The organism is Arthrobacter pascens (assembly GCF_030816475.1).
Lineage (GTDB): Bacteria > Actinomycetota > Actinomycetes > Actinomycetales > Micrococcaceae > Arthrobacter > Arthrobacter pascens_B.
Window position 1 is genome coordinate 2459252 of record NZ_JAUSXF010000001.1, and the last position, 24175, is coordinate 2483426.

Genomic DNA, 24175 nt, shown 5'->3' on the forward strand with positions numbered 1-24175 from the left:
GGCACACATTCGGGTTACTTGTTCTGGGACTTATATTTGTCGAACGCGTCCTGCTGCGCCTGACCGACCTGTTCCGCGGTGGTCTGTCCGCTGAGGAGCTGCTGGATCTGTGGGTCCATGAACGATCCGCCGAGGGAGCCGGGGAGAGTGGCGGTCAAGCCGAGGCCGAATCCGACCGAGTTGGTGTATTCGACGATGCTCTGCACCACGGGCCCGAGACCGGGAACGTCCGACGCTTTGACCGTATTGACGGCGGGAAGGGACCCTACTTTCTCTGCAGCGAACTTCTGAACATCGTCGGATGAGTACACAGCCAGGAACTTCTTGGCGAGGTCGATGTTCTTCGACGTCTTCGGAATCGCCAGCGTGTCACCGGCGTACAGCGTCGGAAGGGTCGGCTGGTCTTTTGCGCCGGGGAGCAGGAGCCAGTCGTACTTGAAGCCGACGTCGCCGATAACGGAAGGGATCCAGGCGCCGCCGAGGAACATAGCGGCGTTACCCGCGGTGAAGGACGCCTGTGCCTGGTCTCCCGCGGCGCCGACCATTCCTTCCTGGAAGACGTTCTTGTCGTTCCACTCTTTGATCTGTTTGAGCGAATCCGTGAACGCGGGGCCGGCGTACTTCTCCTTGGGGTTCACTCCCGGCTGCCACGACACGAGGTAGTCTTTCAGCGCGTCGGGCGAGTTCGCCTGCAGCTGCGCGTCCTGAAGCCACGCGAGCTGGTACCCGGCTGCCCCTCCGGCGGCGAGGCCGTCATATCCCGCGGCGTCGAGCTTCCCGACAATGTTGTACAGTTCGTCGTTCGAGGCGATCTGGTGGTTGGCCGGTGCAGTGATTCCTGCCTTCGCGAACGCGTCCTTGTTGTAGTACACCACGTTGTAGAAGGTGGTATCGAACAGCGCGAGATAAGGAGTGCCGTTCCATTTGAGGGCCCCCGCGATTGAGTCGCCGTAGCGAGACTCGAGGTCAGCGTCGGCCCATAGGTCATCGAGGGGCACGAGTGCGTCGGCCTTCATCAGGTCGGAGTAGGGCTGAGCGTTGAGCGGCACGAGGCCGATATCCGGAGCATTCGAAGATGCCATGATCTGTGAGTTGGTGGTGGCCTTCTGCTGCTCGGTCACCGTCTGGAATTCGACGGTCACCCCGGGGTTCTCCTTCTTGAAGATCTCGGCTGCGTACTCGAAGGCAGGCTGCTGGACCGACTGGACTTGCACAGTCAGTTTCTTGTCGGCGCCGCTTCCGGCCGGTGCGCCGGGCGTGCAGCCTGCGAGGGCGAGCGCAGTGATGCCTATGAAGGCACTGATCGAGAGCACGCGCGTGCGTGCCCCCCGCTTAACCTGGTTCTGGTGCATTTTCACTCCTTTGTGATTTCTGTGTGACGTCGGTGATTCTGTAGGGTGAATCGTTTCGCTCTGTCGGTGTAAATATAGCATCGGCGGAGCTGGGTGTCTCGATTTATTTGCTACATGTCGTTCTCCCTCGCCGATTCACGGGAGAGAAACGTTATGCTTTCGGGTTGAATCCTGCATCCTCAGCCGCTGGCAGCCCGAAGACGACCGCGTTGAGCCCCCCGTCCGTGCGGACAACGGAGAGGGGGTTGTCTGCTACCACGACGATGGAGTCGCGGTGCCGCCACGCAACCCACCATTCGCTACCGGTGATGGTTACAGTGTCGGGCTCAATCGGTGACCTGTCGAGCGTGTAGGGCTTCAGATTCTGGCTCCATTCGCCGAACCCTTCGAGGGTCCGGCGCTGGAGGTCGGGAATCCGCCCACTGGCCTCGGGCCCGATGTTCAGCAAGAGACGGCCGCCGCGCGAAACTATGTCCGCGTACAGACGAGCAAGCTCGCGCGCAGAGAGCGTCAAGGATTCATCCTCTATGCGGTTGTAACCGAACGAGAACCCGAGCCCGCGGTTGTGCTCCCAACCCACCCCGCGCTCGTTCTGTGTATCGTGCGAGTACTCGCTGGTTCGGTAGTCCCACACCGGTGCGCCCCATCGGTCATTGACGATGCCATCAGGCACCACATGCTTGTAGTACGCCAGTAGTTGCACGAGAGAGCCGTCAGCCTTACCCGCGTCCGGCCATTCGATGTCGTTCCAGATCACTGCAGGCTTGTAACGGTCAATCAGGTCACGGACGTGTGCGGTTGCGTATTCGGCGTACTCGGCGTCGTTGGGGCGGTACTCGGTAACATCGGACATCGATTCGATAGGAGGGAAATCGGTGAAGGCCCAGTCAAGCCCGCCTGAGTAGTAGACCCCGAAGCGCATTCCCTCCTTGCGCACAGCCTTAGCGAGCGGAGCGAGGAGATCGAGCTTGGGTCCCCGAGCGACCGTGGACAGACTGCCGGCACCGGGCGCGTCCCACAGTGTCACCCCATCGTGATGCTTCGTGACGGGGATGACATAGTCCGCACCGGCCCGATGAAACAGCCGGGCCCATTCGGACGGATCGAACTGGTTGGGGTTCCATCGATCAAGGAAGGCGTCGTACGTGTTGTCTCCGTACTCAGCGGCGTGGTGTAGCGCCGCCGGCGATCCCGTAATCCGGGATGTGTTCGCGTACCACTCGGCGTACGCGTTGTGGGAGAACCATTTCTCTTCCGGTACGGCGCCCCATGCACCAGTCGGTTCGGCCCATGCAGGAACCGAGTACGGCCCCCAGTGGATGAAAATGCCCAGGCTGGACTGTCTGGCCCATTCGGGCAGGGTGGGACTATCGGTCATTGCTTTCTCCTTGGCGTGGTTTGGCGAGTCGCTGCTTGGCGCCCGCCTGGTAAGTAGATGGTCTTGCGACAGAGCGAAACGACTAAAGGTTCGCGGATCATGGGTAGACTCGCGATAGCATCGTTATGAGCGTGAACGGTGCCCACAACTCGCGATACGAAGGACCGAAATTGTCGACAAGCAACAGATCCCCCGCAACTTACAAGGACATCCAGCGATTGACTGGTTTGTCGTTGGCGACGATTTCGAAGTACTACAACGGGCGAAACGTTCTTTCCTCGAACCGAGAAGTGATTGAGTCGGCGGCCACGGAACTGAACTATCGACCGAACGCGTTCGCCAGCAGCTTGAGGCGCGGCGTGACTCGAACCGTCGGCGTGTTGCTGCCCTCTTTCCAGGTTCCCTTCCACCTCGAGATCGTCGTTGGAATCGAAAAATACCTGCGCAGTCAGGGCATCGGGGTGCTTTTGACCTCCAACGAGCAGGACGGAACTCCGTCCAGCGTCAATGCAGTCGAGCTGCTTCTGAGCAGAAGGGTCGATGGCATCATCGGCGTTCCCGCGCTGTCGGACTCCTCGGCGCTCGACACCGCGGTCTCGATTGGCATCCCTGTCGTCACCGTGGACTGGTGCCCGAGCGGCCTTGACGCCGACTCCGTCACCCTTGACAACGTGCAGGCGGGCAAAGTTGCAACCCAGCACCTGATTGACCACGGCCACCGAACCCTCGGCGCTCTGGTTGGCGAAGAAGGAATGTGGAGCCTGCAGGGCCGGCTTGACGGCTTCCTCGCAGCCGCTCGCGCTGCCGGCATCACCATCGCCGAAGACCACATCCAACGCGCCCCTCTCAACGTGGACGACGGATATGCGGCGATGATGCGATTGCTTGCGGCAGACACGCGCCCCACTGCGGTGTTCGCCGGGAACTACGACCTGACCGTCGGCGCCGTGGCCGCCCTGAACGACTCCGGGCTCCGCCTCGGCCGCGATGTCTCCCTCGTTGGTTTCGACTCTGTGGAGCTCGCCCAGGTAACGCGCCCGAAACTGACGGTCTACGTGCAGCCCGTCGAACAGATCGCAACCGAGGCCGCTCGAATAATGAATGCCCGGCTGGACACTCCGGACGCGTCGAGGAGCCGCATAGTTCTGGAGCTTCCGGGGCACCTGCAGATCGGTGCGTCGGTTCGGCGGCTGAGCGACTGAACTCCTGGGCCAATCCATATGCACGTCGGTCCCCACCTTTTACGCGATTCCGATTGTCAGCAGCACGTTCGCGTAAGCGCGCCGCTCTCCCGTGGCAACGAAGAGGCCCGTGTCGGCAGCGCGAACTCTAGATATGGTCTTCGTACAGCCCTTCACCGCCTGCGCGATATCGGCGGGACCGTAACAGTCGGATCCGAAGGTGCCCATTCCGATTGCGGGAATCCTCATACCAGAGCGAAGCGTGCGCGAAGGCACAGGCGCAGGCGCAGGATCAATGTGAATGACAGACGGACCAGCCGTAGACATGGGACTCCTCGGGCTAACAGTAGGGCGAAACGTTTCACTCAGCGTAGAGCGCCGTGCAGCGCAAATCAACTGTGTGCCGACCCCAATGATCCAGGTACTTGTGTAACTGCGAGTGATTATTGGTCCGCAATGCCACCTTCGCGAGGCGATGCATCTTGAAACCTCGATGCGCCTGTCGTAACGTTTTGCTCCATTGCGTGGTCCACCCGCACGATCTTCCTGCCTTCCGGCAACCGAAATGTAGACCTCCGATACGTGCCCGACCCGGTTCCGGCTGAGCAGGTCATCGCATTTGGTCCCGGCGTCACCGATCTGGAGCTCGCCGACAGTGTCGTTGTGTACCACATCAGTGGATGCGGGCTATGCCGCGACTGCCGCCTGGGATACCAGATCAGCTGCACTTCTTCAGAACGTCGCGCACACGGCTGGCAGCGCGGTGGCGGTCACTCCGACCTGCTTGTGACCGACAGCCGTGATCTACTCAGATTTCCTGACAGCATGACCTCTATCTGGACGGAGCCTGCGTTGCCTGCCTGTGGATTCGGAATCGCGTACGAGGCTCTCCTGAGGCTCGACCTTTCCGGAAGAGACAGATCGGCATCGTCTGGCAGGACCGACGATGCCCTGGCGCTGCCGCCCGGGTCCGTGCTGGTACTTACCAATCTCAAGGAAGAGCTAAGTAGATGAAAACCATTCCCAGTCACGCGATCAACTAACCGGTTCGCCGCCGTGTTCGGAGCAACGACGATGGCGGTGGGTGTGTTCGTTGGCGCCGCCGCGACTCTGCCCGCCCAAGCTGTCACCCGAGCGGAGCCGAGTGGCCCGGAATCGTCGGTAACGCTCAAGGGACCACATCTCTGAACTAATACGTGCTTCCGGCACCCACCGCCGGTAGCGCCCGAACCGGGCCCTTCAGATCGAGCGACCCGCTCGTGGATCAGCGCGACCGACGACTCGCCGATTACGGGCCCAGTGTGTTGATCGCTGCTGAAACGATTCGTCCCCGGCGCGTCCCTTTCGCTCATCAGGGTCATTTCTGTCGCAAAGATAGGGATTGACCTGCGAATGATGTGAGCGTAACGTTTCGCATTGGTAATTCCCGGGCAACTCCAGCTCCTCGTCGATAGGACATGCAAAGGTGCATTCGGCCAGCGAAGACGATGCTGTTGTCGAGCTTCGGTTGTCGTCATGACCCCTCGGGGCGGTCCAGCGATATGGAAAACGCCAGGATCTACCTGGTCGGGCGCGTACCGATCTTGCAGCCCTGGCACTTTTTACGACCATGTTCGACGTTCCGCAACAGCTACCTGCAGCGCATAATCGCGCTTCCCAATGACCAACCAAGCGAGGCTTCACTTCCCTAGTCGATTGGAAGCGCGGTTTGGTCGGAACCCAACGAAAGGAAGAGACAATGATGTACTCACCCGCCTCAAGACCGAAAAGAGCTGTCGCAAGACTCCTCGTTCCGGTGTTGATCGTGACTGCACTCGCGCTAGCGAGTCCATTCAGCGCAGCAGCAGCGACTAACCAGGCGACGGACGACTTCGAACGCGCCGACGGAGCCCTCGGGAGCTCGTGGACGTCGGACCGCGGTACTTGGAGCATCGCGAGCGGTGCCGCCCTGGCAACCAGCGCGACGAGCAACGCCGTCGCCACCTACAACCCCCTGCCAATTGCCGTCGACTACGCCGTCTCCGCGCGGATCAACCTCGTCACAACCGGAACTCCCGGTGGATCAGAGTGGGCAGGTGTTGCCGGCAACGTTCAGGGCACCACAGCCTCTAACCTGAACTACTACCTGCTCCGGGTCACGACCGGTTCTGGAACAGGCACCAACGGGCGCTGGCAGTTGCTGAAAATGACCAACAGCACTAGCACCGGACTGCTCGCCAGCGGCACCATCGTCGCCGCGTACGGCACGCAACTCGACTTGACGCTGACTCGCACGGGCAACTCCTTGCGGTCGCAAGTACTCAACGCCGGGTCGGGAGCCACACTCGCCGATCAGACGTACACCTCGGCTGATCCGAATGTCACCGGTGGCCGTGCTGGACTGTACTCCAACAGCGGAAACCTGCGAGCACAGACTTGGGGTCTGTCGACGACCATCCCCGCGGCGGACGACTTTGAACGCGCGGACGGAGCCCTCGGGAGTTCGTGGACATCAGATCGCGGTGCCTGGAGTATCGCGAGCGGTGCCGCATTGGCAAGCAGCTCGACCAGCAACGCCGTCGCCACCTACAACCCCCTCGCCCTTGGCGATGACTACACCGTCTCTGCGCGGACCAATATCGTCACGACAGGTACCCCGGGAGGATCAGAATGGGTGGGCGTCGTGGGAAACCTTCAGGGCACGAGTGCCACCAGCCTGAACTACTACGTGCTCCGGGTCACGACCGGTTCTGGAACGGGCACGAACGGGCGCTGGCAGTTGCTGAAGATGTCCAACAGCTCGACGGCCAGCGTGCTCGCCAGCGGCACAATCGTTGCCGCGTACGGCACGCAACTTGATCTCACGCTGACACGCACGGGCAACTCATTTCGGTCGCAGGTAGTGAACGTGGCATCGGGAGCCACGCTTGCGGACCAGACCTACACCGCTGCTGTCGTCGACCCGAATGTCACGGGGGGCCGTGCGGGGTTGTATTCCAACAGTGGAAACCTGCGTGCGCAGACCTTCAGCCTTTCGACGACGAGCCCGGCTGCTTCGCCTCCCGGCCCCCTGAACTGCGCACCGGGCGGAGAGAGCTACACCTACCCGGATCCCAACCTGACTGTCGTTTCGACCAGCACGGTCGGCACGACCTGGGCCGGAATGCAAGTGACGCAGCGAGTTCTCACCCACGGAAACGACCAGTACGTCGCGTACTACGACGTGAACCGCGGCATGACCGTCGCCAAGCACACGATCGGCGGCGCCTGGACCTACAAGACCCTTCCGTCAACTCTCGGATGGGACAGCCACAACTACGTTTCGATGGGGCTTGACCGGGATGGAAACCTTCACGTCGCAGGCAACATGCACAACGTTCCGTTGGTCTACTTCCGCACCACCGTCCCAGGCGACATCAGCACGTTGGTGAGAGTCACCAACATGGTGAGTGCCCCCGCGGAGGACTCCGTTACCTATCCCGAGTTCCTCAACCGCTCCGACGGAAGCCTTGTCTTCGACTACCGCGACGGTGGGTCCGGCGATGGCGTGACGTACTTCAATGTGTACAACGAGTCGACGAGCTCGTGGTCGCACATCGTCTCCGCGCCGATCTTCGACGGAAACGGGTCCGCGAGCAACCCTTCAGGAACGTGGAGTTCGTACTTTCAAGGTCCGACGAAGGGACCCGACGGCTGGTTCCACATGATCTGGGTCTGGCGTGACTCTGGTGACGCGGCCACGAACAGCATGCTGACGTACGCCAAGAGCCAGGACCTCGTGAACTGGGTAACGAACAACGGAACGCCTTTGACGACGCCTCTCAAGTACGGCCAAGGCGACGTGATCGACCCGGTCCCCGATCATGGTGGATTGCTGAACGGCAACGCGCGGATCGGCTTCGACGCCGCTGGCAAGGTGCTCATTACGTACCACAAGTACGACGCTCAGGGCCGGTCGCAGCTGTACGCCGCGCGTCCGACTACCTCCGGTACGTGGCAGATAAACCAGATCACCAACTGGACCGGACGTTGGAGCTTCGGGGGTGGCGGGAGTCTCAACTTCCAGGTCGCTATGCAGGGTTCTCGTCTCCTGTCCAACGGCGACATCAGCGTTGACTTCTTCTGCGACGGCACCAGCGGCAGGCAGTCCGTCATCATCGACTCGTCGCTTAATCGGATTGCCCAGGTGCCCACGCAGCCGCTGCCCGCTTCGGTGACAACGGTGACGGGCAGCTTCCCGGGGCTAGAGGTCCACCTCGAGAGTGACCTCGCCGGCGCCACAGCGAGCGGGCAGTACATACTGGGCTGGGAGACGTTGCCGGGCAACGAGGACCAGCCACGATCGAGCTACCCGACGGGAGGCAGCACCCTTCAGGTAATCCTGCTCCACTAACGATCAATCCCTCGGAGAACGGCCTCTGCTTGGCGGCGAGGCCGTTCTCCGCGCGGCTATTTGACCGCACCCATACCTAGGAGAATTACTGTGACCACAGAACTGTGGACACGTCTGCGAGCAGAGGAGCTCATTCCATGATTCACGGTTACGTTGCTCCAGGCTTCGAGCTAGTCGCCGATGCGTTCGAGCGTGGGCAATCAGACGATCCCGGCGCAGCCCAACTGTGCGTGTATCAGAACGGCAACGTCGTCGTCGATCTGTGGACGGGGGCCGACCCCGAAACACAGCTACCTATCGACGGCGACTCCCTGTTCGTGCTGTGGTCGACGACCAAAGGCATGATTGCGATCATCGTTGCGATGCTCATCCAGCGGGGCCAGCTCGACCCCGAGGCAGCTGTGTCGTCTGTCTGGCCAGAGTTCGGCGTCAAGGGCAAAGAGCACACAACCTTTGCCCACCTTCTCAGCCATGCAGCCGGTCTTCCCTTCTTTCCATCTGGCGCTGGAATCGAAAGTCGGCACTTGCCGAACTGGGAGCTGTGCACGGAGGTGCTGGCTGCCGCCGAACCACTGTGGGTGCCAGGGACCGCATCGTGGTACCACCCCTTCACCTTTGGCTATCTCAACGGCGAGGCGGTGCGCCGGGTGACGGGCACGAGTGTGAGCGAACTCTTCGCTGAACTCGTCGCCAAGCCACTGGGAGTCGACTTCTGGATCGGAGGCTTGCCCACGCACCGCGAGGGCGACGTCACACACCGCAGCGCGTGGAACTCTGCACCCCCCGTCGAACCCGCCGAGCTGTGGTCATCGCACGGAGTGGACATGTCGGATCCAGTCGTCCGTGAGCTGCTCGAAGAGGTGCAGTCGATCCCCGACATGGTCGAGTTTCTCAACAGCGCCGAAGGACATCAGATGGAGTTTGGCGGGGCAGGGGGCATTGCGAGCGCACGGTCGGTGGCAAAGATCTACGCCGCCACCATCGGTGAGGTCGACTCCATTCGCCTGCTCTCGCCCGGGACGCTAGACCTCGTGACCCGGCCGCGCACCGTGGGCCTCGGCCCCGTTCCTCAGCTGGCCGCCGTGCCCAACCAACAGCTTGCCGAGTTCGGGCTCGGTTTTTGGTTGGGGTCGCAGTTCGAGACCGGGCGGTTCGCGACCGGTGGAACCTTTGGGCACCCGGGGGCTGGTGGAAACTTCGCGTTTGCTCATCCTGCGTCGGGCATGGCCGTTGCGTACACCTGCACGAGCATGTCCAACCCCTCGCCACCTGACCCCCGACGGGTCTGGGCTGAGGCCCTCGCCGATCTGGCGGGTGCGTAGGAAAATTGGGAGACAACAATGCGTGAGCTAGCGGCATACGACCTGGGCGACATGACGGCCCACTATTGGGTGGACGACTCGGACCAAGTGGGACTCGTGCTTCGTCCTACTTCGCTGCAGCCAGTAACGGCGCGCAGTGGGATCGGCGACGAGCCATACATCGCAAGTCAACCCGGCGCCGGCAACCCGCCCGCGCGCCCGGTAGATCCGCTGGTGCACGTGAGTCTGCGGGGTGACGCCGCGACGGGCGGGTGGGGGCAAGGACGCACAATGCGGTGGTCGCCTTCCACCTCCCGTTTTCGGCTTGCGGAACACGTGGTCGAGCATGTCGGAGGCGTTCCCCGCATTCTCACCGCGATGCGGACCGTCGAGGGTCTCCGCCTTGAGCACACGCTGATCCACCGGGCCGGCGAGAACCACCTCGGGGTGGAGGTGGAGTTCGTCAACGATTCCCCAGAACCAGTCACCGTGGACGCCCTCACCTCCTTCAACTTTTCCGGTATCTCGCCGTTCGATTCTGCCGATAGCCCCGAGCGACTCGTCGTGCACAGGCTGCGCAGTTCGTGGAGCGCAGAGGCTCAACCGGTGAGCGACACGATCGAGAGCCTTCAGCTCGAGCGATCCTGGCTGGGGATCGCCCGACTGAGCGAGCGGTTCGGCCAGGTTGGCACGATGCCGGCCCGCGGCTGGTTTCCCTTCCTCGCGGTCGAGGACAAGGTGGCGCGGGTAACGTGGGGGGCACACCTTGCCTGGGCTGGGAGCTGGCAGATGGAGGTCGCCCGGCTCGGCGACGACGTGGCGATATCGGGGGGCCTCGCGGACCGCGAATTCGGTCATTGGTCTCACACCGCGATGCCGGGCGAACGCCTGGCTGCACCAACTGCCATCCTGAGCTGCACGCAAGGCACGGTTGACGACGTCGCCGATCGCCTGGTCGCAGCCCAGAACGAGGCCGCCGATGCGCAGCCTGAGAGCGAGCGCTCACTGCCAATCGTCTTCAACGAATGGTGCACCTCATGGGGCAACCCCGACCGCGAGCGTCTCATCGCCATCGCCGATCGCCTCTCGGGCGAGGGCGTGGAATACCTCGTGATCGATGCAGGATGGTTTCGCGGCACCTCTCCGGACGTGTCGTGGGCGCTGGCGCACGGCGATTGGATTCCAAGTCCGGATCTGTTTCCGCACGGATTGAAGGAAGTCGCCGACCGCATCCGCGATCGTGGGATGACCCCGGGTCTCTGGTTCGAGTTTGAGACCGTCGGGGAGGACTCCACCGCCTTCACACTGACCGACCACCTTCTGCAGCGCGATGGCGCGCCGTTCACAGTCGGCAACCGCCGTTTCTGGGATCTGACGGACCCGTTCGCTGTTGACTACCTCACTACCCGGGTCGTCGACCGACTCGAACACGATGGTTTCGGCTATCTGAAGGTCGACTATAACGAGCACCTCGGACTTGGCACCGACCACGCGGACGGGCTCGGTGAGGGCCTGCGCCGGCAGGTACTCGCCGGCTACCGGTTCCTCGATGGAATCCGTGATCGGTTGCCGCAGTTGGTGATCGAAAACTGCGCCAGCGGTGGCCACCGCCTCGAACCGTCCATGATCGGCAGAACGGCGATGAGCTCGTTCTCGGACGCGCACGAGGTGCCGGAGATTCCGCTCATCGCGGGGAACCTGCTGAGCGTCATGCTTCCCCGTCAAATGCAGATCTGGTCGGTGCTCCACCCCTCCGACTCCGACCAGCGCCTGGTCTACAGCCTGGCCGCCACTTTCATCGGCCGAATGTGCCTCTCCGGAGACGTAGTCGGTCTCGACGAGACGCAGTGGGACATCGTGCGTCGCGCGATCGCGCTGTACCAGAGGGCGTCGCCCATCATTCGAAACGGCCGGTCGCGCCGAGGAGGCGTGCACGGGCCGTCACTACGGCATCCAACGGGGTGGCAGTCGGTCACCCGGTACGTCGACGACGGCCGGGGACTGCTGGTCGTGCTGCACACCTTCTCGAAGGGACCCGGCAGCGTGCAGATACCACTTGACGGGTCCTGGCGCATCGAGGAATCACTGTCATGTGGTTCGACCTCGCTCCTCGTGGAGGAGGGCGAACTACGGATCGACGGCCTTCGAGACTTTGAAGGCGTCGTGGTGCGGTTGAAACCCGCCCGGACTGGGAAAGGAGAGAGCTTGTCAATGCCCAACCGTGACTGATCGTCGCGCTGCTTGTCGGGTTCGGCAACAGGACCGTTACGCCAGCCGAGACCTACGAGGGCCCTCCGGTGTTCGACAACGACCGGATCCGCTCCGCACCACCTCCAATGCCGGCAACCGTAAGGATACAGAAATGGCGAAACGTGCATCTATTTACGATGTGGCGTCGGCCGCAGCCGTTGCCGTGTCGACAGTGTCGAACGTACTGAACAGACCGAGCATGGTCGCCGCGCACACTCGTGAGCGCGTCCTAGTCATAATTGGGGAGCTCGGCTACGAACGCGACGAGAACGCAGCGTCGCTGAGATTGGGCAAGAAGGTGATCAGGAGTCAGTACCCACCAGGGCTGCCGCCTTGTGACCCTCTCCCCAAAGCGGTGCCCGCGGATGGGACCCGTGATGGACTAGCGGTTGGACGGGCTTCGACACTCCTGAATCAAGATTGGCGGGACTTTGCGTTGTCACGAGCCGTCCATGTCGCCAGTCACGGGGAAGAAGTCGGTGGCGGGATCATCGAAGCTTGCATGCCCGATGGTTCCGGTGCGTGGGTGAGGTTCGACGACGGCCGCGGCCGCCTCTTGCTGATGCAAGAGGACGGCTACTCCTTGCGCAGCGAGCAATAGGCTGGATGAATCGCAGGGGCCGGCTACTACAAGTGTGGCCACCCACACGTCGGGTCCGGGCTTGGTGGGCCGGTCAGCTCAGCCTACAGCCGGGGACCGCGTTGGCCTTGGCCCGGTCCCTCAGCGGGACCTGGCTGGTCCCGGCGGCCTCTCGCCTCGGCCGCTTCGGCTTCTGCTTATGACTCGAGGAGCTTTTCCACAGCCGATAAGGGGCCGGTTTGCTGGGCTGCCCGCGGTGCAGCGAGCGTATCTTCAGGTTCTGGAACGAGGCCATCCAGCTCTTCGGCGGATCGGTAGGTGAAGTGCGCAATCCGCCGGGCCAGCGCTAGGCCGGCCGTTGGCTCGGGCCCGCCATAGTAGTCCCCGCCCTTGAAATTCACGTCCTGCCGGATGGCCAGTGTCTGCGTCTGGGCGAAGGCAATCTGTTCGGCGGTGCTGCTGGCGCCGATGGAAATTACGCCGCAGCGGCGTACCCGCTCCGGATAGCTGACGGCCCATTCCAGAGCGCGGGCCCCGCCCATTGAACCGCCCAGCACCGCATACCAGCTGCCGATGCCCAGGGCATCAGCCAGCCGGGTTTCGGCCGCGGTGGTGTCGCGGAGGGTTACAAGGGGGAATCTGGAACCCCACGGCTGCCCAGGCGGGGCGGGCTGGACGGTCCCGTGGGGCCATAACAGCCGCCCACAATATTGATGGAAACAACGAAATACCGGTCCGTGTCCACAGGGGCGCCGGGGCCAGCCAGCTGCTCCCACCAGCCTCCTTCATCGCTGGCTCCCCTTGTCACATGCGTGTTGCCGGTCAGGGCGTGCTGGATGAGCACCGCGTTGGAGCGGTCCGGATTCAGGGTGCCACACGTTTCGTAGGCCAGCATGACATCAGGAAGGTGCCCTCCGCCTTCAAGGTCCAGGCTGCCGATGCGGAGGCACTTGACCGTGCCGTCAGGAACGGGCACACCGGCTTTCTCAATGTGGCTCTTTATTCCGGGTACACCGCTGCGGGCGACGGAAACCGTCATCTGAGGACCTTTTTCTTTGCCCTTACCCACCGTGATCTGACCGGCAGGCGACCCTCAGTGGTGACCACGAGGCGATGGCCGCCCGATGAAACCCCGCTGCGTCAGTGCAGCGTGTTGAAACTCTGCGCGCCGGTGGCTTGATAGGTGAAGCGGCCTCCGACGGCGGTGGCAAGCACTTCTAGTGCCCCTATGTCCGGGGCATCCAGGGGAGAACCTGAAAGCACCGTGAAGTCGGCCAGTTTTCCCGGCGTCAGGGAGCCTTTGATATCCATAGTTCCGGTGGCGGCCGCTGCGCCGTTTGTATATATGTCGAGCGCCTGGCGCGCGGTCAGCCGTTCGTCCGGGTTGCCGAACACTGCCCCGGAATCGGTGCGGCGGTCCACAAAAGCCTGCATGCCGCGCAGGACATTCCCGTCCGCCACGGGTCGATCCGAGCTTCCGGCCAGGGTAACTCCCGCTTCGAGGAAGCTTGCGGCCCGGTATGCCCAGGGCAAGCGGTCGGGTCCGAGAGACGTTGTCATGCCGTCGCCTCCTTTACGGAAGAAGCTTGCCTGTGGGGTGACCGCGATGCCTGCTGTTGCCAACCGGGCCAACTGGTCCGGCCTGGTAATGGAGGCGTGTTCGATCCGGTTGGGCACGGTCCTGGGGCCGTAAGTAGCCTGGCAATCGGCGATGACGTCGATGGCCAGGTCGATCGCACGGTCCCCGATGGCGTGGGCAGCTATGGACCAGCCTGCGGCGTAGGCCGCCTCGATCCGCTCCCTCAACCGCGCGGGGTCAGCCTGGAAGTATCCGATGTTCCCCGCGTTGTCCTTTTGTCCGTGGCTGCAGAACTCGTGGCTCACGGCCGCGGTCTCGCCGAGGAGCGAGCCGTCCAGGAAGACCTTGGTGGGTCCCAGGGACAGGTAGTCGTTCCCGAAGCCTGTGCTGATCCCCAGGTCCAGTCCCTTTGGAACGGCCCCGGGGCTGTCCAATCCGTGCCCGTCCAGTGCGTGCAGCACATCCAGGACCGGCATCACCTGCGCGCGGGCGTGCAGTCGTCCCCCGTTCGCGGCGCGCAGATAGGCGGCCAGTTCCGCCGGACTGTGCCCGATCCAGCCGCCTCCCACACCGGCCTCGGTGAAGCTGGTGATGCCTTCGGAGGCGTAACGGCGCGTGGCGCGATCAAGGGCGGCCTCGATGTCGGCGATTGAATAAGGCAGGATGAGTTGCTGGACCAGTTCTTGTGCCGTCTCCTGGACGAGTCCCGTGGGACGACCCGCGGCGTCGCGGACTATCACGCCGCCGTCGGGGTTCTGGAACGACGGCGATTCCGCACCTGCCAGCCGCAAAGCGGCTGAGTTGACCACTGTCATATGGCCGGAGTTGTGCCGCATGAACAGCGGCCGCTCGCCCGTGATCCGGTCCAGCACCGCAATGTCCGGGAACTCGCCGCCGTGCTGGGTCTGGCTGAAGCCCGTGGCCATCAGCCATTTGGTGTGCTGATCCGAGGTTTTCTCCTCGCCGGTGGCTCCAATCGTGGCCATGTCCGCTTCGAGCATGGCGTAGAGCTGGTCGAGGCCGCGGGCGCCGGAAACATCCACCTCGCCCAGGCCAAGCCCGAACCAGGTGGTGTGGCAGTGGGCGTCGATGAACCCGGGCGTCACTGTGGCACCGTCAAAGTCCAGGACCTCGGCCGCGTCCAGTCCGTCCAGCTCGTCATCGAGGCCGACGATGCGGCCCTGCCAAATTCCCAGCGACGTGGCGTGCGGGCGGCGGTCATCCATGGTGATGATGTCCGCGTTGCGCAGTAGCAGATCGAGTTTCATGGGGTTCCTGGCGTTAGCGGTGGGAGGTGGTGACGGACTTGATGCGGGTGTAGTCCTCGAGCCCGAAAACGGACAGGTCCTTGCCGGTCCCGGAGTGCTTGAAGCCGCCGTGCGGGGCCTCGGCCGGGATCACCTGGTGGCAGTTGATCCACACGGAGCCGAAGTCGAGCTCGTTGGAGACCCGGGTGACCACCCCGTGGTTGTTGGACCAGACGCTGGAGGCCAGCGCGTACTTGGTGCCGTTGGCAAGGTCGATGGCTTCTTTCTCCGTGGCGAACGGCTGCACGGTGAGCACGGGACCGAAGATCTCGTCGCACACCACCTCGTCGCTCTGGAAGACGCCGTCGATCACCGTGGGCTGGAAGTGGTACCCGGTGCCGGTGCGCTTGCCGCCGGAGAGCACCGTGGCGTTCGCCGGCAGCCGGGACATAAAGCCCTCCACCCGCTCCAGCTGCGCGGCACTGTTCAGCGGGCCAAGATCCGCGTCGTCGCCGCCCACGGTGAGCGCGGCTGCCGCGGACCCGAGGGCAGCCGCGAACTCGGTGTGGATGGACTGCTCCACCAGTACGCGGGTGACGGCGGTGCAGTCCTGGCCGGCGTTGAAGAAGGCGCTCAGAGCGATTTCCTTGGCTGTCAGCTGAATGTCGACGTCGCCGAAGACAATCGCCGGCGCCTTGCCGCCGAGTTCCAGGTGGACGTCCTTGAGTGTTTTGGCTGCCGCGGACATGACCTGCGCGCCGGCACGGGTGGAGCCGGTGATGGAGACCATTTCCGGGATCTCGTGATCGACCATCGCCGCACCGGCGTCACGGCCGCCGCAGACGATGTTCACGACGCCGGCCGGGAACACCTCCTGGGCCAGCTCGCCCAGGATCAGGGTGGACCACGGCGTGGTGTCGGCGGGCTTGAGGACCAGGGTGTTGCCGGCGGCCAGGGCCGGGCCGATCTTCCAGATGGCCATCATAAATGGGTAGTTCCACGGGGTGATCTGCGCGACCACGCCCAGCGGCTCGCGCCGGATGGTGGAGGTGAAGCCCTGGACGTACTCCGTGGAGGCCGTCCCTGACACTACCCGGCAGCCGCCGGCGAAGAACCGGAGCTGGTCCGCGCCGCGCAGGATCTCCAGTTCACGGGTCGCGGCCCGGGGCTTGCCCGTGCACGCGACTTCGGCCTCGAGCAGGCGGTCCGCGTTGGTTTCGATGAGGTCCGCGAGCTGCAGCAGCAGCGCCTGGCGTTCGCCCGGCGTCGTGCGCTTGTAGCTTTTGAATGCCTGCTGCGCTGCCTGGAAGGCGAGGTCGACGGCGGCTGCGTCGCTGTCCGGGGCTGTGCCGATCTGGCGTCCCGTGCTGGGGTCGACGAAGGGCAGGCTTGCCAGGGCGTCAACGGCCTGGCCGTTGATGATGTTCTTGAGCGTAATCACGTTGGGGCTCCGGTCAGTCGGTGGAGGTCGGTCGTCGGAAGTTTTGGAGGGGAACGGGCGCTTTCGCGGGGGTGTGGTGTTTAGGGCAGGCTGATTCTCTGGTCTGTGATGACGTGGATCAGCGCGGACCTGCGCTGCCCCATCACAGCCTTGAGGGCACGTTCGACGGCGCCGGCGGCCTCGGCGTCCGACGTCACGGTTTCGGCGTGGCCGCCGAAGGCGCGCACGAGTGCGGCGAAATCGGGATTGGACAGCTGGGTTCCGGAGACGCGGCCCGGGAAGTGGCTCTCCTGATGGTCGCGGATTGTGGCGTATTGGCCGTTGTCCATGACGATGCCGAGGATCGGGACGCCGTATTGGGCTGCTGTTGCGAGTTCCTGGCCGTTCATGAGGAACTCGCCGTCGCCGCAGACCGCGACGATGAGGCGCTCGGGGTTTTCCAGGCCTGCCGCGACGGCGGATGGGATCGAGTACCCCATTGAGCCGTTTCGTGTGGCGAGCTGGGACGGGAAGACGTTCGTGGGAAAGAAGCGTTGCGCCCAAATGGTGTGATTGCCCGCGCCCAGCGTGCACATGGCGTCATCCGGCAACCGCTGGATGAGCTCGTTGATAACCACGCTCATGTGTGCGGTGCCTTCGGCCGCGGCGGGCAGGTCGGCGTAGTCACCGATGGCCGACAGGGCCAAGTGGGCCTGGTGGCCCCTGGCGCGCCAGTTGTCCCACTCCGCCGCCCGGCCGAGGTCAAGGTCCTCGACGGCCTCGGCGAACGCGACCGGTGAGGCGAGCATGTGGGCCGTGACTGCTCCGGAGCGTCCACGGAGCGTCGTGTCGATACTCACGATGTAGTTAACGGCGTCCGGCCGCTGGCGGAGGGTGAATCCGTCGGTGGGGACATCTGTCGGGAGGGCGCCAATGGCGAGCAGCACGTCGGCCTCGTCGAACATTTCGGCGGCAGTAGCACCGCGGCCGTAGCCGAGGGTTCCGATGTTGACCGGTGATGTGAAGGGAATCCTGTCGGACGCGTGCCAATCCTGTGCGACAGGGATGCCGTTGCGCTCGGCGAAGCGCGTGATCGCAGCGGACGATTCCCGGGTCCATCGTTGCCCGCCCACGTAGATGAGAGGATTCTCGGCCGCGCTGAGGGCAGTGCGGAGCTGATCGAGTTCGCGCGGTGAAACTGCGCCTTCGGTGACCGGGATCGGCGTGGCGATCTCGCCGTCAAAATCCTTGGCGATGACGTCTTCGGGAAGCCCAACTATCACGGGCCCGGGCCGGCCGGACTTTGCAGCGAAGAACGCTTCGGCGACTATTTCGGAAGCCCGGCCGGGCTCATCCAGCACGAAGACGCGCTTGGTCTGTGTCCCGAACCAGGCATTCGGATCGAACTCCTGGAAGGATTCGCGCATGCGGTCAGCAATTGGAACCAGCCCAACGAAGAGGACCAAGGGGGTGCCGTCCTGCCATGCGCTGTGGATGGCAACGGACGCGTTCGCTGCCCCTGGACCGCGCGTGACCATGGCAACGCCGGGCTCCCCGGTCAACTTGCCATGGGCCTCCGCCATGTACGCCGCGCCGCCCTCATGGCGGGCGACGACGGTCTCGATGGACGTGCCGTGCAGCCCGTCGAGGACCGCGAGGTAGCTTTCGCCCGGGACCGCGAAGACGCGCTTAACGCCGTGGACGGCAAGCGAATCGACGATGGCCTGGCCTGCATGACGCAGTTTGTGGTTCAAAGAGGGTCTCCTGATCCGAACATTGTGGGGTCGGTATCAGTATTAGGAACGCCACTCCATGCTGTCCAATACATAGTTGGCACCAAGTCAATGCCAAACGGGCATTGAGTTGCTGAGCGTCATTCGTCGAGGGTGATGCCCTCGGCCCTGAGAAAGCCGCGGATTCTGTGTGCCATCCGCTGGATGACCTCTTCGGCGTAGTGGCCGGGGATCCAGGCCACGTGCAGCGGTAGCGCCAAGGGCTCCAATTTGCCGTCCGATCTGGCGTCGTGAAGCACTACGATCGGATGCGCACCGTACAGGGAGCCCTCGGTCACGAAGCCAACCCCCCGGCCGGCAGCAGCCAGTGCAACCACGGTTTGCCCGTCGTCGCACTCGGTCACCTCTGGGAACGTCATATCGGCCTTGCTGAGCGCGTCGTCCAGGATGTAACGGCTAACGCTGTGGTGCGACGCCAGAATTGCAGTCGACCCCGCGAATCCCGTAATCGGCAGCTCCGTCACGCCTGCGCGTGCCCACCGGTGGTCCGCTGATACGAACGCCCTGACGGCCACCCTCCCCAGTGGAACGTGCCGTAATGCCCCGTCGCGGGCTGCCGGAGAGATTGCGAAGTCGCTGCCACGCCGTAATGAGTCAGTCATGTCGAAGTGGCTGACCTCGCGCGGAATGATCTTCGGGTCATCCGGCCCCGTCGTGGCGATGAACGGCGCGAGGATGCGACGCAGCGTCGTGCTGGTCGTCGCGGCTACGAGTTCCTCCACACGCCCTGTCCGGAGAGCCGTGGCCGCTTCCTCGAATCCGCGCGTCTCGCCCATGAGCCGGCGCGCTACCGGTACGAGTGCCCGCCCCGCTGAAGTGAGGGCAAGGCGGTTGCCCTGGGCCTCGAAGAGTTCAAGGCGCAGCTCGCGCTCCAGCGTCTTGATCTGTCGGCTCAGGGCCGGCTGGGCGACATGCAGCGTTTCGGCAGCGGCAGTCACGGTTCCGGCATCGACCACTGCCAGAAAGTACTGAAGACGTTGAAAGTTCATGCCTCAATGATGTGGCATCAGCCTCTCCGCGCCATGGCCGCAATTCCGTTAGAACAAGGGAAGACAGGAAAGAATGAGCGGGAACCATGCCTAAACGGCATAGACGTTAGTGATTCTCGGTCTTAGACAGCATCCCTGGAAGGTCCGATAGTTGAGGGAACATCCGCACAATACCCGTCGTTCCCACATGCGAAAGGAACAGCTTCCATGGCGCAATCGCCACCCGCCCAGACTGCCTTCGACATCGCACTCTCAGACCGGGCCGAAGCCGGTCTGCCCTCCGCGGTCCGGAAGGTCTTTCGAGCGTCACAGCGCCCTGGCATGATCTCGTTTGCCAACGGAGCTCCGTTCCTCGGAGCGCTGCCGTTCGGCAAACTGGCCGAGGACGCGCAGCACATCCTCGCAGACCAAGGCTTGGTCGCCCTTCAATACGGGTCAAGCGATGGAATTCCGCAACTGCGCCGACACATCGTTGACATCATGGCGCTCGAGGGGATCACAGCCCATCCCAATCAGGTCATCGTGACGGCGGGATCACAGCAGGCCCTCAACATGGCCGCTCATGCAACGATCAACCCAGGCGACGTCGTTTTCGCCGAGGGTCCATCCTACGCCGGCGGCATGGCAGTCTTCACGAGCCACGAAGCCGATATCGTCCACGTTCCCAGCGACGCCGAAGGGTTGATCCCGGCAGAACTCGAAAGGCTCATCGCCGAAACCCGGGCTGCTGGCAAGACGCCTAAGGTGCTCTACACCATCCCCAACTTCCAGAACCCCGGAGGCGTGAATCTCTCCAGCCAGCGTCGACTGGACGTAGGGCGCATCTGCCGGGACAACGGAATGCTGCTCTTCGAAGACAACCCCTACGGCCTTCTTGGCTTCGACGGACAGATAATGCCGGCAATTCAACCCGATTTCCCCGACATCACGTTCTACTTCGGATCATTTTCAAAGATGTTTGCTCCCGGGTTACGCCTGGGATGGGTCATCGCTCCCGGTTCTATCCACGAGCACCTGATCAACATCGGGGAAACAGCGGCCTTGAACCCTGCCGTCTTCAACCAGTTGCTCATGTCGGCCTATCTCGACGATCCCGCATGGAAGGAAACCCTGGACGTCTACCGCGGAATCTACAAAGCGAAGTTCCAAGCCCTCGTCGAAACCCTCGAAAGAGTCATGCCGGCAGGGACCACCTGGAATCAGCCGACCGGGGGTTTCTATCTCTGGGTGAAGGTCCCCGACGGCATTGATACCGAGGAACTTGTCTACGAGGCGATCGAACGCGGCATCGTTTACGTCCCCGGGACGGCCTTTTACACGAACGGCGCGGGCCACTCGGAACTGCGCTTGAGCTTTTGCCTTCCGTCCATCGATGAAATCCGGAAGGGCGCGGCGATCCTCGGCGAGCTCTTCACAGAGGCACTGGCCTCATCCAAATAACTCATGCCAGGCATAATCAATCCGGTGATCCCGGAGGTAGTCGGGCCAGATGGCCCATGAGGTCATAGGTAACGATGCCACCGTCACCATGGTGGCGGAAACGGGCCAGTTCAGCTGAACGCCGTCGAACTGATCATTGTCGACAGCTTCACGAGAGCACCTTCTACCTGGAAGTCGCGTGCCGCACCCTCACGGCCACTGCATCCGGGGCATCACCGCGAAGATCGGAATGCTGCGCTTCACCATAGAGCAGCCGATCGGCATCGTCACAGCCCCCAACTACGCATATCCCCTACGCCTCCGACACCCCAAAAGGATTCCCATGACCAACGCACCCCTCACGGACCACACGGTCCCGCCGCAGGCGCACGCCACTGATAAGCTCCTTCACGCGGAGGACAAGGGCTACCACAAGAGCCTGAAGCCCCGTCAAATCCAGATGATCGCTATCGGCGGCGCCATCGGAACCGGACTGTTCCTGGGTGCCGGCGGCCGCCTCAACGCCGCCGGCCCCTCGCTTGCCATCGCGTACGCCGTATGCGGCTTTTTTGCCTTCCTGATCCTGCGCGCGCTCGGCGAACTCGTGCTGCACCGCCCGTCGTCAGGCTCCTTCGTCTCCTACGCCCGCGAGTTCTTTGGCGAGAAGGCAGCGTTCGTTTCCGGCTGGTTCTACTGGGTCACCTGGGCCACCACCACCATCGTGGACATCACCGCAGTAGCCCTCTACATGAACTTCTTCGGCAAATACGTCCCGTGGATCGGCGCCGTGCCTCAGTGGGCCTGGGCACTGATCGCCCTCGTGGTGGTCGTGGCCCTGAACATGGTCTCGGTCAAGGTGTTCGGCGAGATGGAGTTCTGGTTTGCGCTAATCAAAGTGGTCGCACTGGTGTCATTCCTTGTGGTCGGCGTCTTCTTTGTCGTCTTCGGCACGCCGGTATCCGGCCAGCAGGTCGGTTTCAGCCTCATCACGGACAACGGCGGCATCTTCCCCAACGGCCTGCTGCCCCTGGTCTTGCTGATGGCGGGCGTGCTGTTCGCGTACGGAGCAATCGAACTTGTGGGCACTGCTGCGGGAGAGACCGAGAACCCGGAGAAGATCATGCCCAAGGCCATCAACTCCGTGGTCTTCCGCATCGCCGTGTTCTACGTCGGCTCCGTCATCCTGCTGGCCCTGCTGCTGCCCTACACCTCCTACGTCAAGGGCGTCAGTCCTTTCGTGACGTTCTTCGGCTCCATCGGAGTCCAAGGGATGGATGTGGTCATGAACCTCGTGGTACTCACCGCTGCCCTGTCTTCCCTGAACGCAGGCCTGTACGCCACCGGCCGCATCCTGCGCTCCATGTCCGTCGCCGGCTCCGCGCCGAAGTTCGCCCAACGCATGAACAAGGCAGGCGTCCCCTACGGCGGCATACTCCTGACGGCTGGCGTCTCGCTGCTCGGCGTCCCACTGAACTACTTGGTCCCGGCCGACGCCTTCGAGATTGTCCTCAGCGTCGCTGCCACGGGCACCATCGTCACCTGGGCCACGATCGTCCTGTGCCAGATGCAGCTCAAACGATGGGCGGACAAGGGCTGGCTGGAACGTCCCTCCTTCCGGATGTTCGGCGCCCCGTATACCGGCTACCTCTCGCTGCTGTTCCTTGCTGGCGTGCTGGTGATGGTGTTCATCGACTCCCCACTCACCATGCTGGTCACTGCCATCGCCTGCGCCCTCTTAGTGGTCGGCTGGTACCTGAGCCGTAAGCGGATCCACGAAATCGCTGCAACCCGTGATGGCTTCACCGGCAGCGCGCCGGTCATCGCAAATCGCCCGCTGAACGGTCAGAAAATCAGCTAGCGGCAACCCAGCAACCCGGGCCTTTTCCCCTTAGAGGGTTCCAGATGATACCGGGAGAGAGTAGTCGCTATTGCCGTAGTGTCCGGGCACGGCATCCTTGGCGTTCCCTGGCTGCCCGTTTCTTCCTTCCCTCCTCATTGCGACACTGCGGGTTCCTTGCCGGAGCCCGCAGTGTCCAAGGGTGCCCCGCTTGGCGGGTCTGAATCTACACCGCAGTCAACACACGTCCGTAGTTTCCGTTCCAGTTCCCAAGAGGTAGTCATCATGACCCGCAAGCCCAGGACCGCACAAAGGTCGGGCACCCACTCACCGGCGGTCGCCGCAACCTGAAGCGTAGCGGTGGGCACATCAGGGGATCTGTTAGTCCGGACACCCGTCGAGAAACCAGGCGCATTACCAGCGGCAAGAACGGTGGTCAAGAGGTCCTCAACAGATTGGGCTAGGGTGGCGGCCGGTCATCAACGGAACTCTCCATTTCTTCGTACCGGCTACGCTGCGGGTCGCTTTACGAGCAGGATGACGAGTCTCGGGACTCGACGATTGCACACCCGCCACACTCCCCCGCCTCCATGAACTGTCGGAAGCAACTTCGCTGATTGTCATTCTGTTCCCCCATCATCGCTGGGCAGGTCCTCCGCGCAACCAGGGCGCTGCGCGCCGGACTCGCTTCAAAAGTTTCGTTCGGCGCTCCTCCGCCGCGAATGACCATCCGCGACGGGCTCCTCGTCGGAGAAAACACGGTCTCCCAGTACGACGGCGATCCCAGGACGGTCTCACACTCCCGCATAGGGCGACCCAGTCCAGCCAGATCAACACTGAATTCGTCTACCGCGGCAGCACCATCTCCCCAACAAACCGCATCACACTTCCGCCCTCGATAAAAGAAGGCCGCACAACGGACGCCGTCGACGACCGCGTGAAAACACTACACAAGACGACCACGGGCGAGGCCCTCGAGCATGCCAGGACGCTCTGGGAGGCATGCTGGACGTGATCAGATCCTGACCACGCCATGAAGGCCCCAGGGAAAGCCACTGCAAAAGCAGGGAAGTCTTTTCACAGCCGGAACCGGTCGTGTCGCCCACTCCGTAAAAGACAATGAAAAAGTAACAGACCCGAGCCATCGAGTCTTCAGTGGAAAGGAGCCACCGGCACAAAAACGGCCACCAACAAAAAATGGGCCCCCGGAAGGACCCATCAGTGAACAATCTGTGCACACTCAAAGGCCCACAAGCCCCTGACCTGCGCAAACACTGTGCCCGAGGTGGGACTCGAACCGCATTCCAACCCCTGAAAACACGGGGAACTCCAGACAACATACTGAATCCGGCCCAGTCCGGCCGATGTACGACCCAGTCCGAGGCCAAATCCGTTGACATTGCCAACACCCCTCTTCTGACAGATTTTGTGCAACTCCAAGCGACTGCCGCGCACCCTGACAGGAGCGCGGCGGCTC

General features: G+C 63.0%; 14 protein-coding genes and 2 pseudogenes. 8 read left to right on the forward strand and 8 right to left on the reverse strand.

Translation table 11 applies throughout. The annotated features are described in order from the left end of the window. Window positions 1-14: 14 nt before the first annotated feature. Window positions 15-1352 (reverse strand): ABC transporter substrate-binding protein, encoded by a 1338-nt coding sequence (locus QFZ40_RS11330; RefSeq protein WP_306904471.1) that lies wholly within the window; start codon window positions 1350-1352, stop codon window positions 15-17. 151 nt (window positions 1353-1503) lie between these two features. Then, complete coding sequence (locus tag QFZ40_RS11335) at window positions 1504-2802, reverse strand: alpha-L-fucosidase (RefSeq protein ID WP_306906900.1); 1299 nt, start codon at window positions 2800-2802, stop codon at window positions 1504-1506. Window positions 2803-3089: 287 nt separating this feature from the next. Between QFZ40_RS11335 and QFZ40_RS11340 the strand changes: the two genes are divergently transcribed. The 6 genes and pseudogenes from QFZ40_RS11340 to QFZ40_RS21705 all read left to right on the forward strand — a co-directional run. After that, window positions 3090-3932 (forward strand): LacI family DNA-binding transcriptional regulator, encoded by an 843-nt coding sequence (locus tag QFZ40_RS11340; RefSeq protein WP_306904472.1) that lies wholly within the window; start codon window positions 3090-3092, stop codon window positions 3930-3932. Window positions 3933-4493: 561 nt separating this feature from the next. Further along, on the forward strand, window positions 4494-4925 hold the full coding sequence (locus QFZ40_RS21700) for an alcohol dehydrogenase catalytic domain-containing protein (protein WP_373427426.1): 432 nt from the start codon (window positions 4494-4496) through the stop codon (window positions 4923-4925). 790 nt (window positions 4926-5715) lie between these two features. Beyond that, window positions 5716-8283 (forward strand): BNR repeat-containing protein, encoded by a 2568-nt coding sequence (locus QFZ40_RS11345; RefSeq protein WP_306904473.1) that lies wholly within the window; start codon window positions 5716-5718, stop codon window positions 8281-8283. A gap of 137 nt (window positions 8284-8420) precedes the next feature. After that, a complete protein-coding gene (locus QFZ40_RS11350) occupies window positions 8421-9605 on the forward strand; it encodes a serine hydrolase domain-containing protein (RefSeq protein WP_306904474.1) in 1185 nt (394 codons plus the stop codon). A 270-nt stretch (window positions 9606-9875) separates the two neighbouring features. Next, window positions 9876-11813, forward strand: a complete 1938-nt coding sequence (locus QFZ40_RS11355) for a glycoside hydrolase family 36 protein (RefSeq protein WP_306904475.1) — start codon at window positions 9876-9878, stop codon at window positions 11811-11813. A gap of 133 nt (window positions 11814-11946) precedes the next feature. Then, window positions 11947-12084, forward strand: a pseudogene (locus QFZ40_RS21705) (LacI family DNA-binding transcriptional regulator); the annotation flags it as partial. Between the two features lie 189 nt (window positions 12085-12273). Here QFZ40_RS21705 and QFZ40_RS11360 read toward each other — a convergent pair. The 6 genes and pseudogenes from QFZ40_RS11360 to QFZ40_RS11385 all read right to left on the reverse strand — a co-directional run bounded on the left by QFZ40_RS11360 (window position 12274) and on the right by QFZ40_RS11385 (window position 19442). Beyond that, window positions 12274-12402 (reverse strand): hypothetical protein, encoded by a 129-nt coding sequence (locus QFZ40_RS11360; protein ID WP_306904476.1) that lies wholly within the window; start codon window positions 12400-12402, stop codon window positions 12274-12276. A gap of 305 nt (window positions 12403-12707) precedes the next feature. Further along, a pseudogene (locus QFZ40_RS11365) lies at window positions 12708-13453 on the reverse strand (homoserine O-acetyltransferase family protein); the annotation flags it as partial. A gap of 101 nt (window positions 13454-13554) precedes the next feature. Beyond that, entirely contained in the window at window positions 13555-15261 is a 1707-nt protein-coding gene (locus tag QFZ40_RS11370) for an amidohydrolase (protein ID WP_306904477.1), read from the reverse strand. A gap of 13 nt (window positions 15262-15274) precedes the next feature. Then, window positions 15275-16681 carry a gamma-aminobutyraldehyde dehydrogenase gene (locus QFZ40_RS11375; RefSeq protein ID WP_306904478.1) on the reverse strand — a complete coding sequence of 469 codons (1407 nt, stop codon included), beginning with the start codon at window positions 16679-16681 and terminating at the stop codon, window positions 15275-15277. Between the two features lie 80 nt (window positions 16682-16761). Next, complete coding sequence (locus QFZ40_RS11380; protein ID WP_306904479.1) at window positions 16762-18414, reverse strand: thiamine pyrophosphate-dependent enzyme; 1653 nt, start codon at window positions 18412-18414, stop codon at window positions 16762-16764. Window positions 18415-18533: 119 nt separating this feature from the next. Further along, window positions 18534-19442 (reverse strand): LysR family transcriptional regulator, encoded by a 909-nt coding sequence (locus QFZ40_RS11385; protein WP_306904480.1) that lies wholly within the window; start codon window positions 19440-19442, stop codon window positions 18534-18536. 207 nt (window positions 19443-19649) lie between these two features. On the opposite strand from QFZ40_RS11385, the gene QFZ40_RS11390 reads away from it, so the two are divergent. Both QFZ40_RS11390 and QFZ40_RS11400 read left to right on the forward strand, forming a co-directional pair. After that, on the forward strand, window positions 19650-20882 hold the full coding sequence (locus tag QFZ40_RS11390; protein WP_373427427.1) for an aminotransferase-like domain-containing protein: 1233 nt from the start codon (window positions 19650-19652) through the stop codon (window positions 20880-20882). 322 nt (window positions 20883-21204) lie between these two features. Further along, on the forward strand, window positions 21205-22719 hold the full coding sequence (locus QFZ40_RS11400; protein WP_306906901.1) for an amino acid permease: 1515 nt from the start codon (window positions 21205-21207) through the stop codon (window positions 22717-22719). Window positions 22720-24175: the final 1456 nt, after the last annotated feature.

Bases quoted from the DNA above. Each gene is read 5' to 3' on its own strand.
- QFZ40_RS11355 (WP_306904475.1), top strand. From the start codon at position 9,876: ATGCGGTGGTCGCCTTCCACCTCCCGTTTTCGGCTTGCGGAACACGTG.
- QFZ40_RS11350 (WP_306904474.1), top strand. From the start codon at position 8,421: ATGATTCACGGTTACGTTGCTCCAGGCTTCGAGCTAGTCGCCGATGCG.
- QFZ40_RS11385 (WP_306904480.1), bottom strand. From the start codon at position 19,442: ATGAACTTTCAACGTCTTCAGTACTTTCTGGCAGTGGTCGATGCCGGA.
- QFZ40_RS11390 (WP_373427427.1), top strand. From the start codon at position 19,650: ATGGCGCAATCGCCACCCGCCCAGACTGCCTTCGACATCGCACTCTCA.
- QFZ40_RS11330 (WP_306904471.1), bottom strand. From the start codon at position 1,352: ATGCACCAGAACCAGGTTAAGCGGGGGGCACGCACGCGCGTGCTCTCG.
- QFZ40_RS11370 (WP_306904477.1), bottom strand. From the start codon at position 15,261: ATGAAACTCGATCTGCTACTGCGCAACGCGGACATCATCACCATGGAT.
- QFZ40_RS11400 (WP_306906901.1), top strand. From the start codon at position 21,205: ATGACCAACGCACCCCTCACGGACCACACGGTCCCGCCGCAGGCGCAC.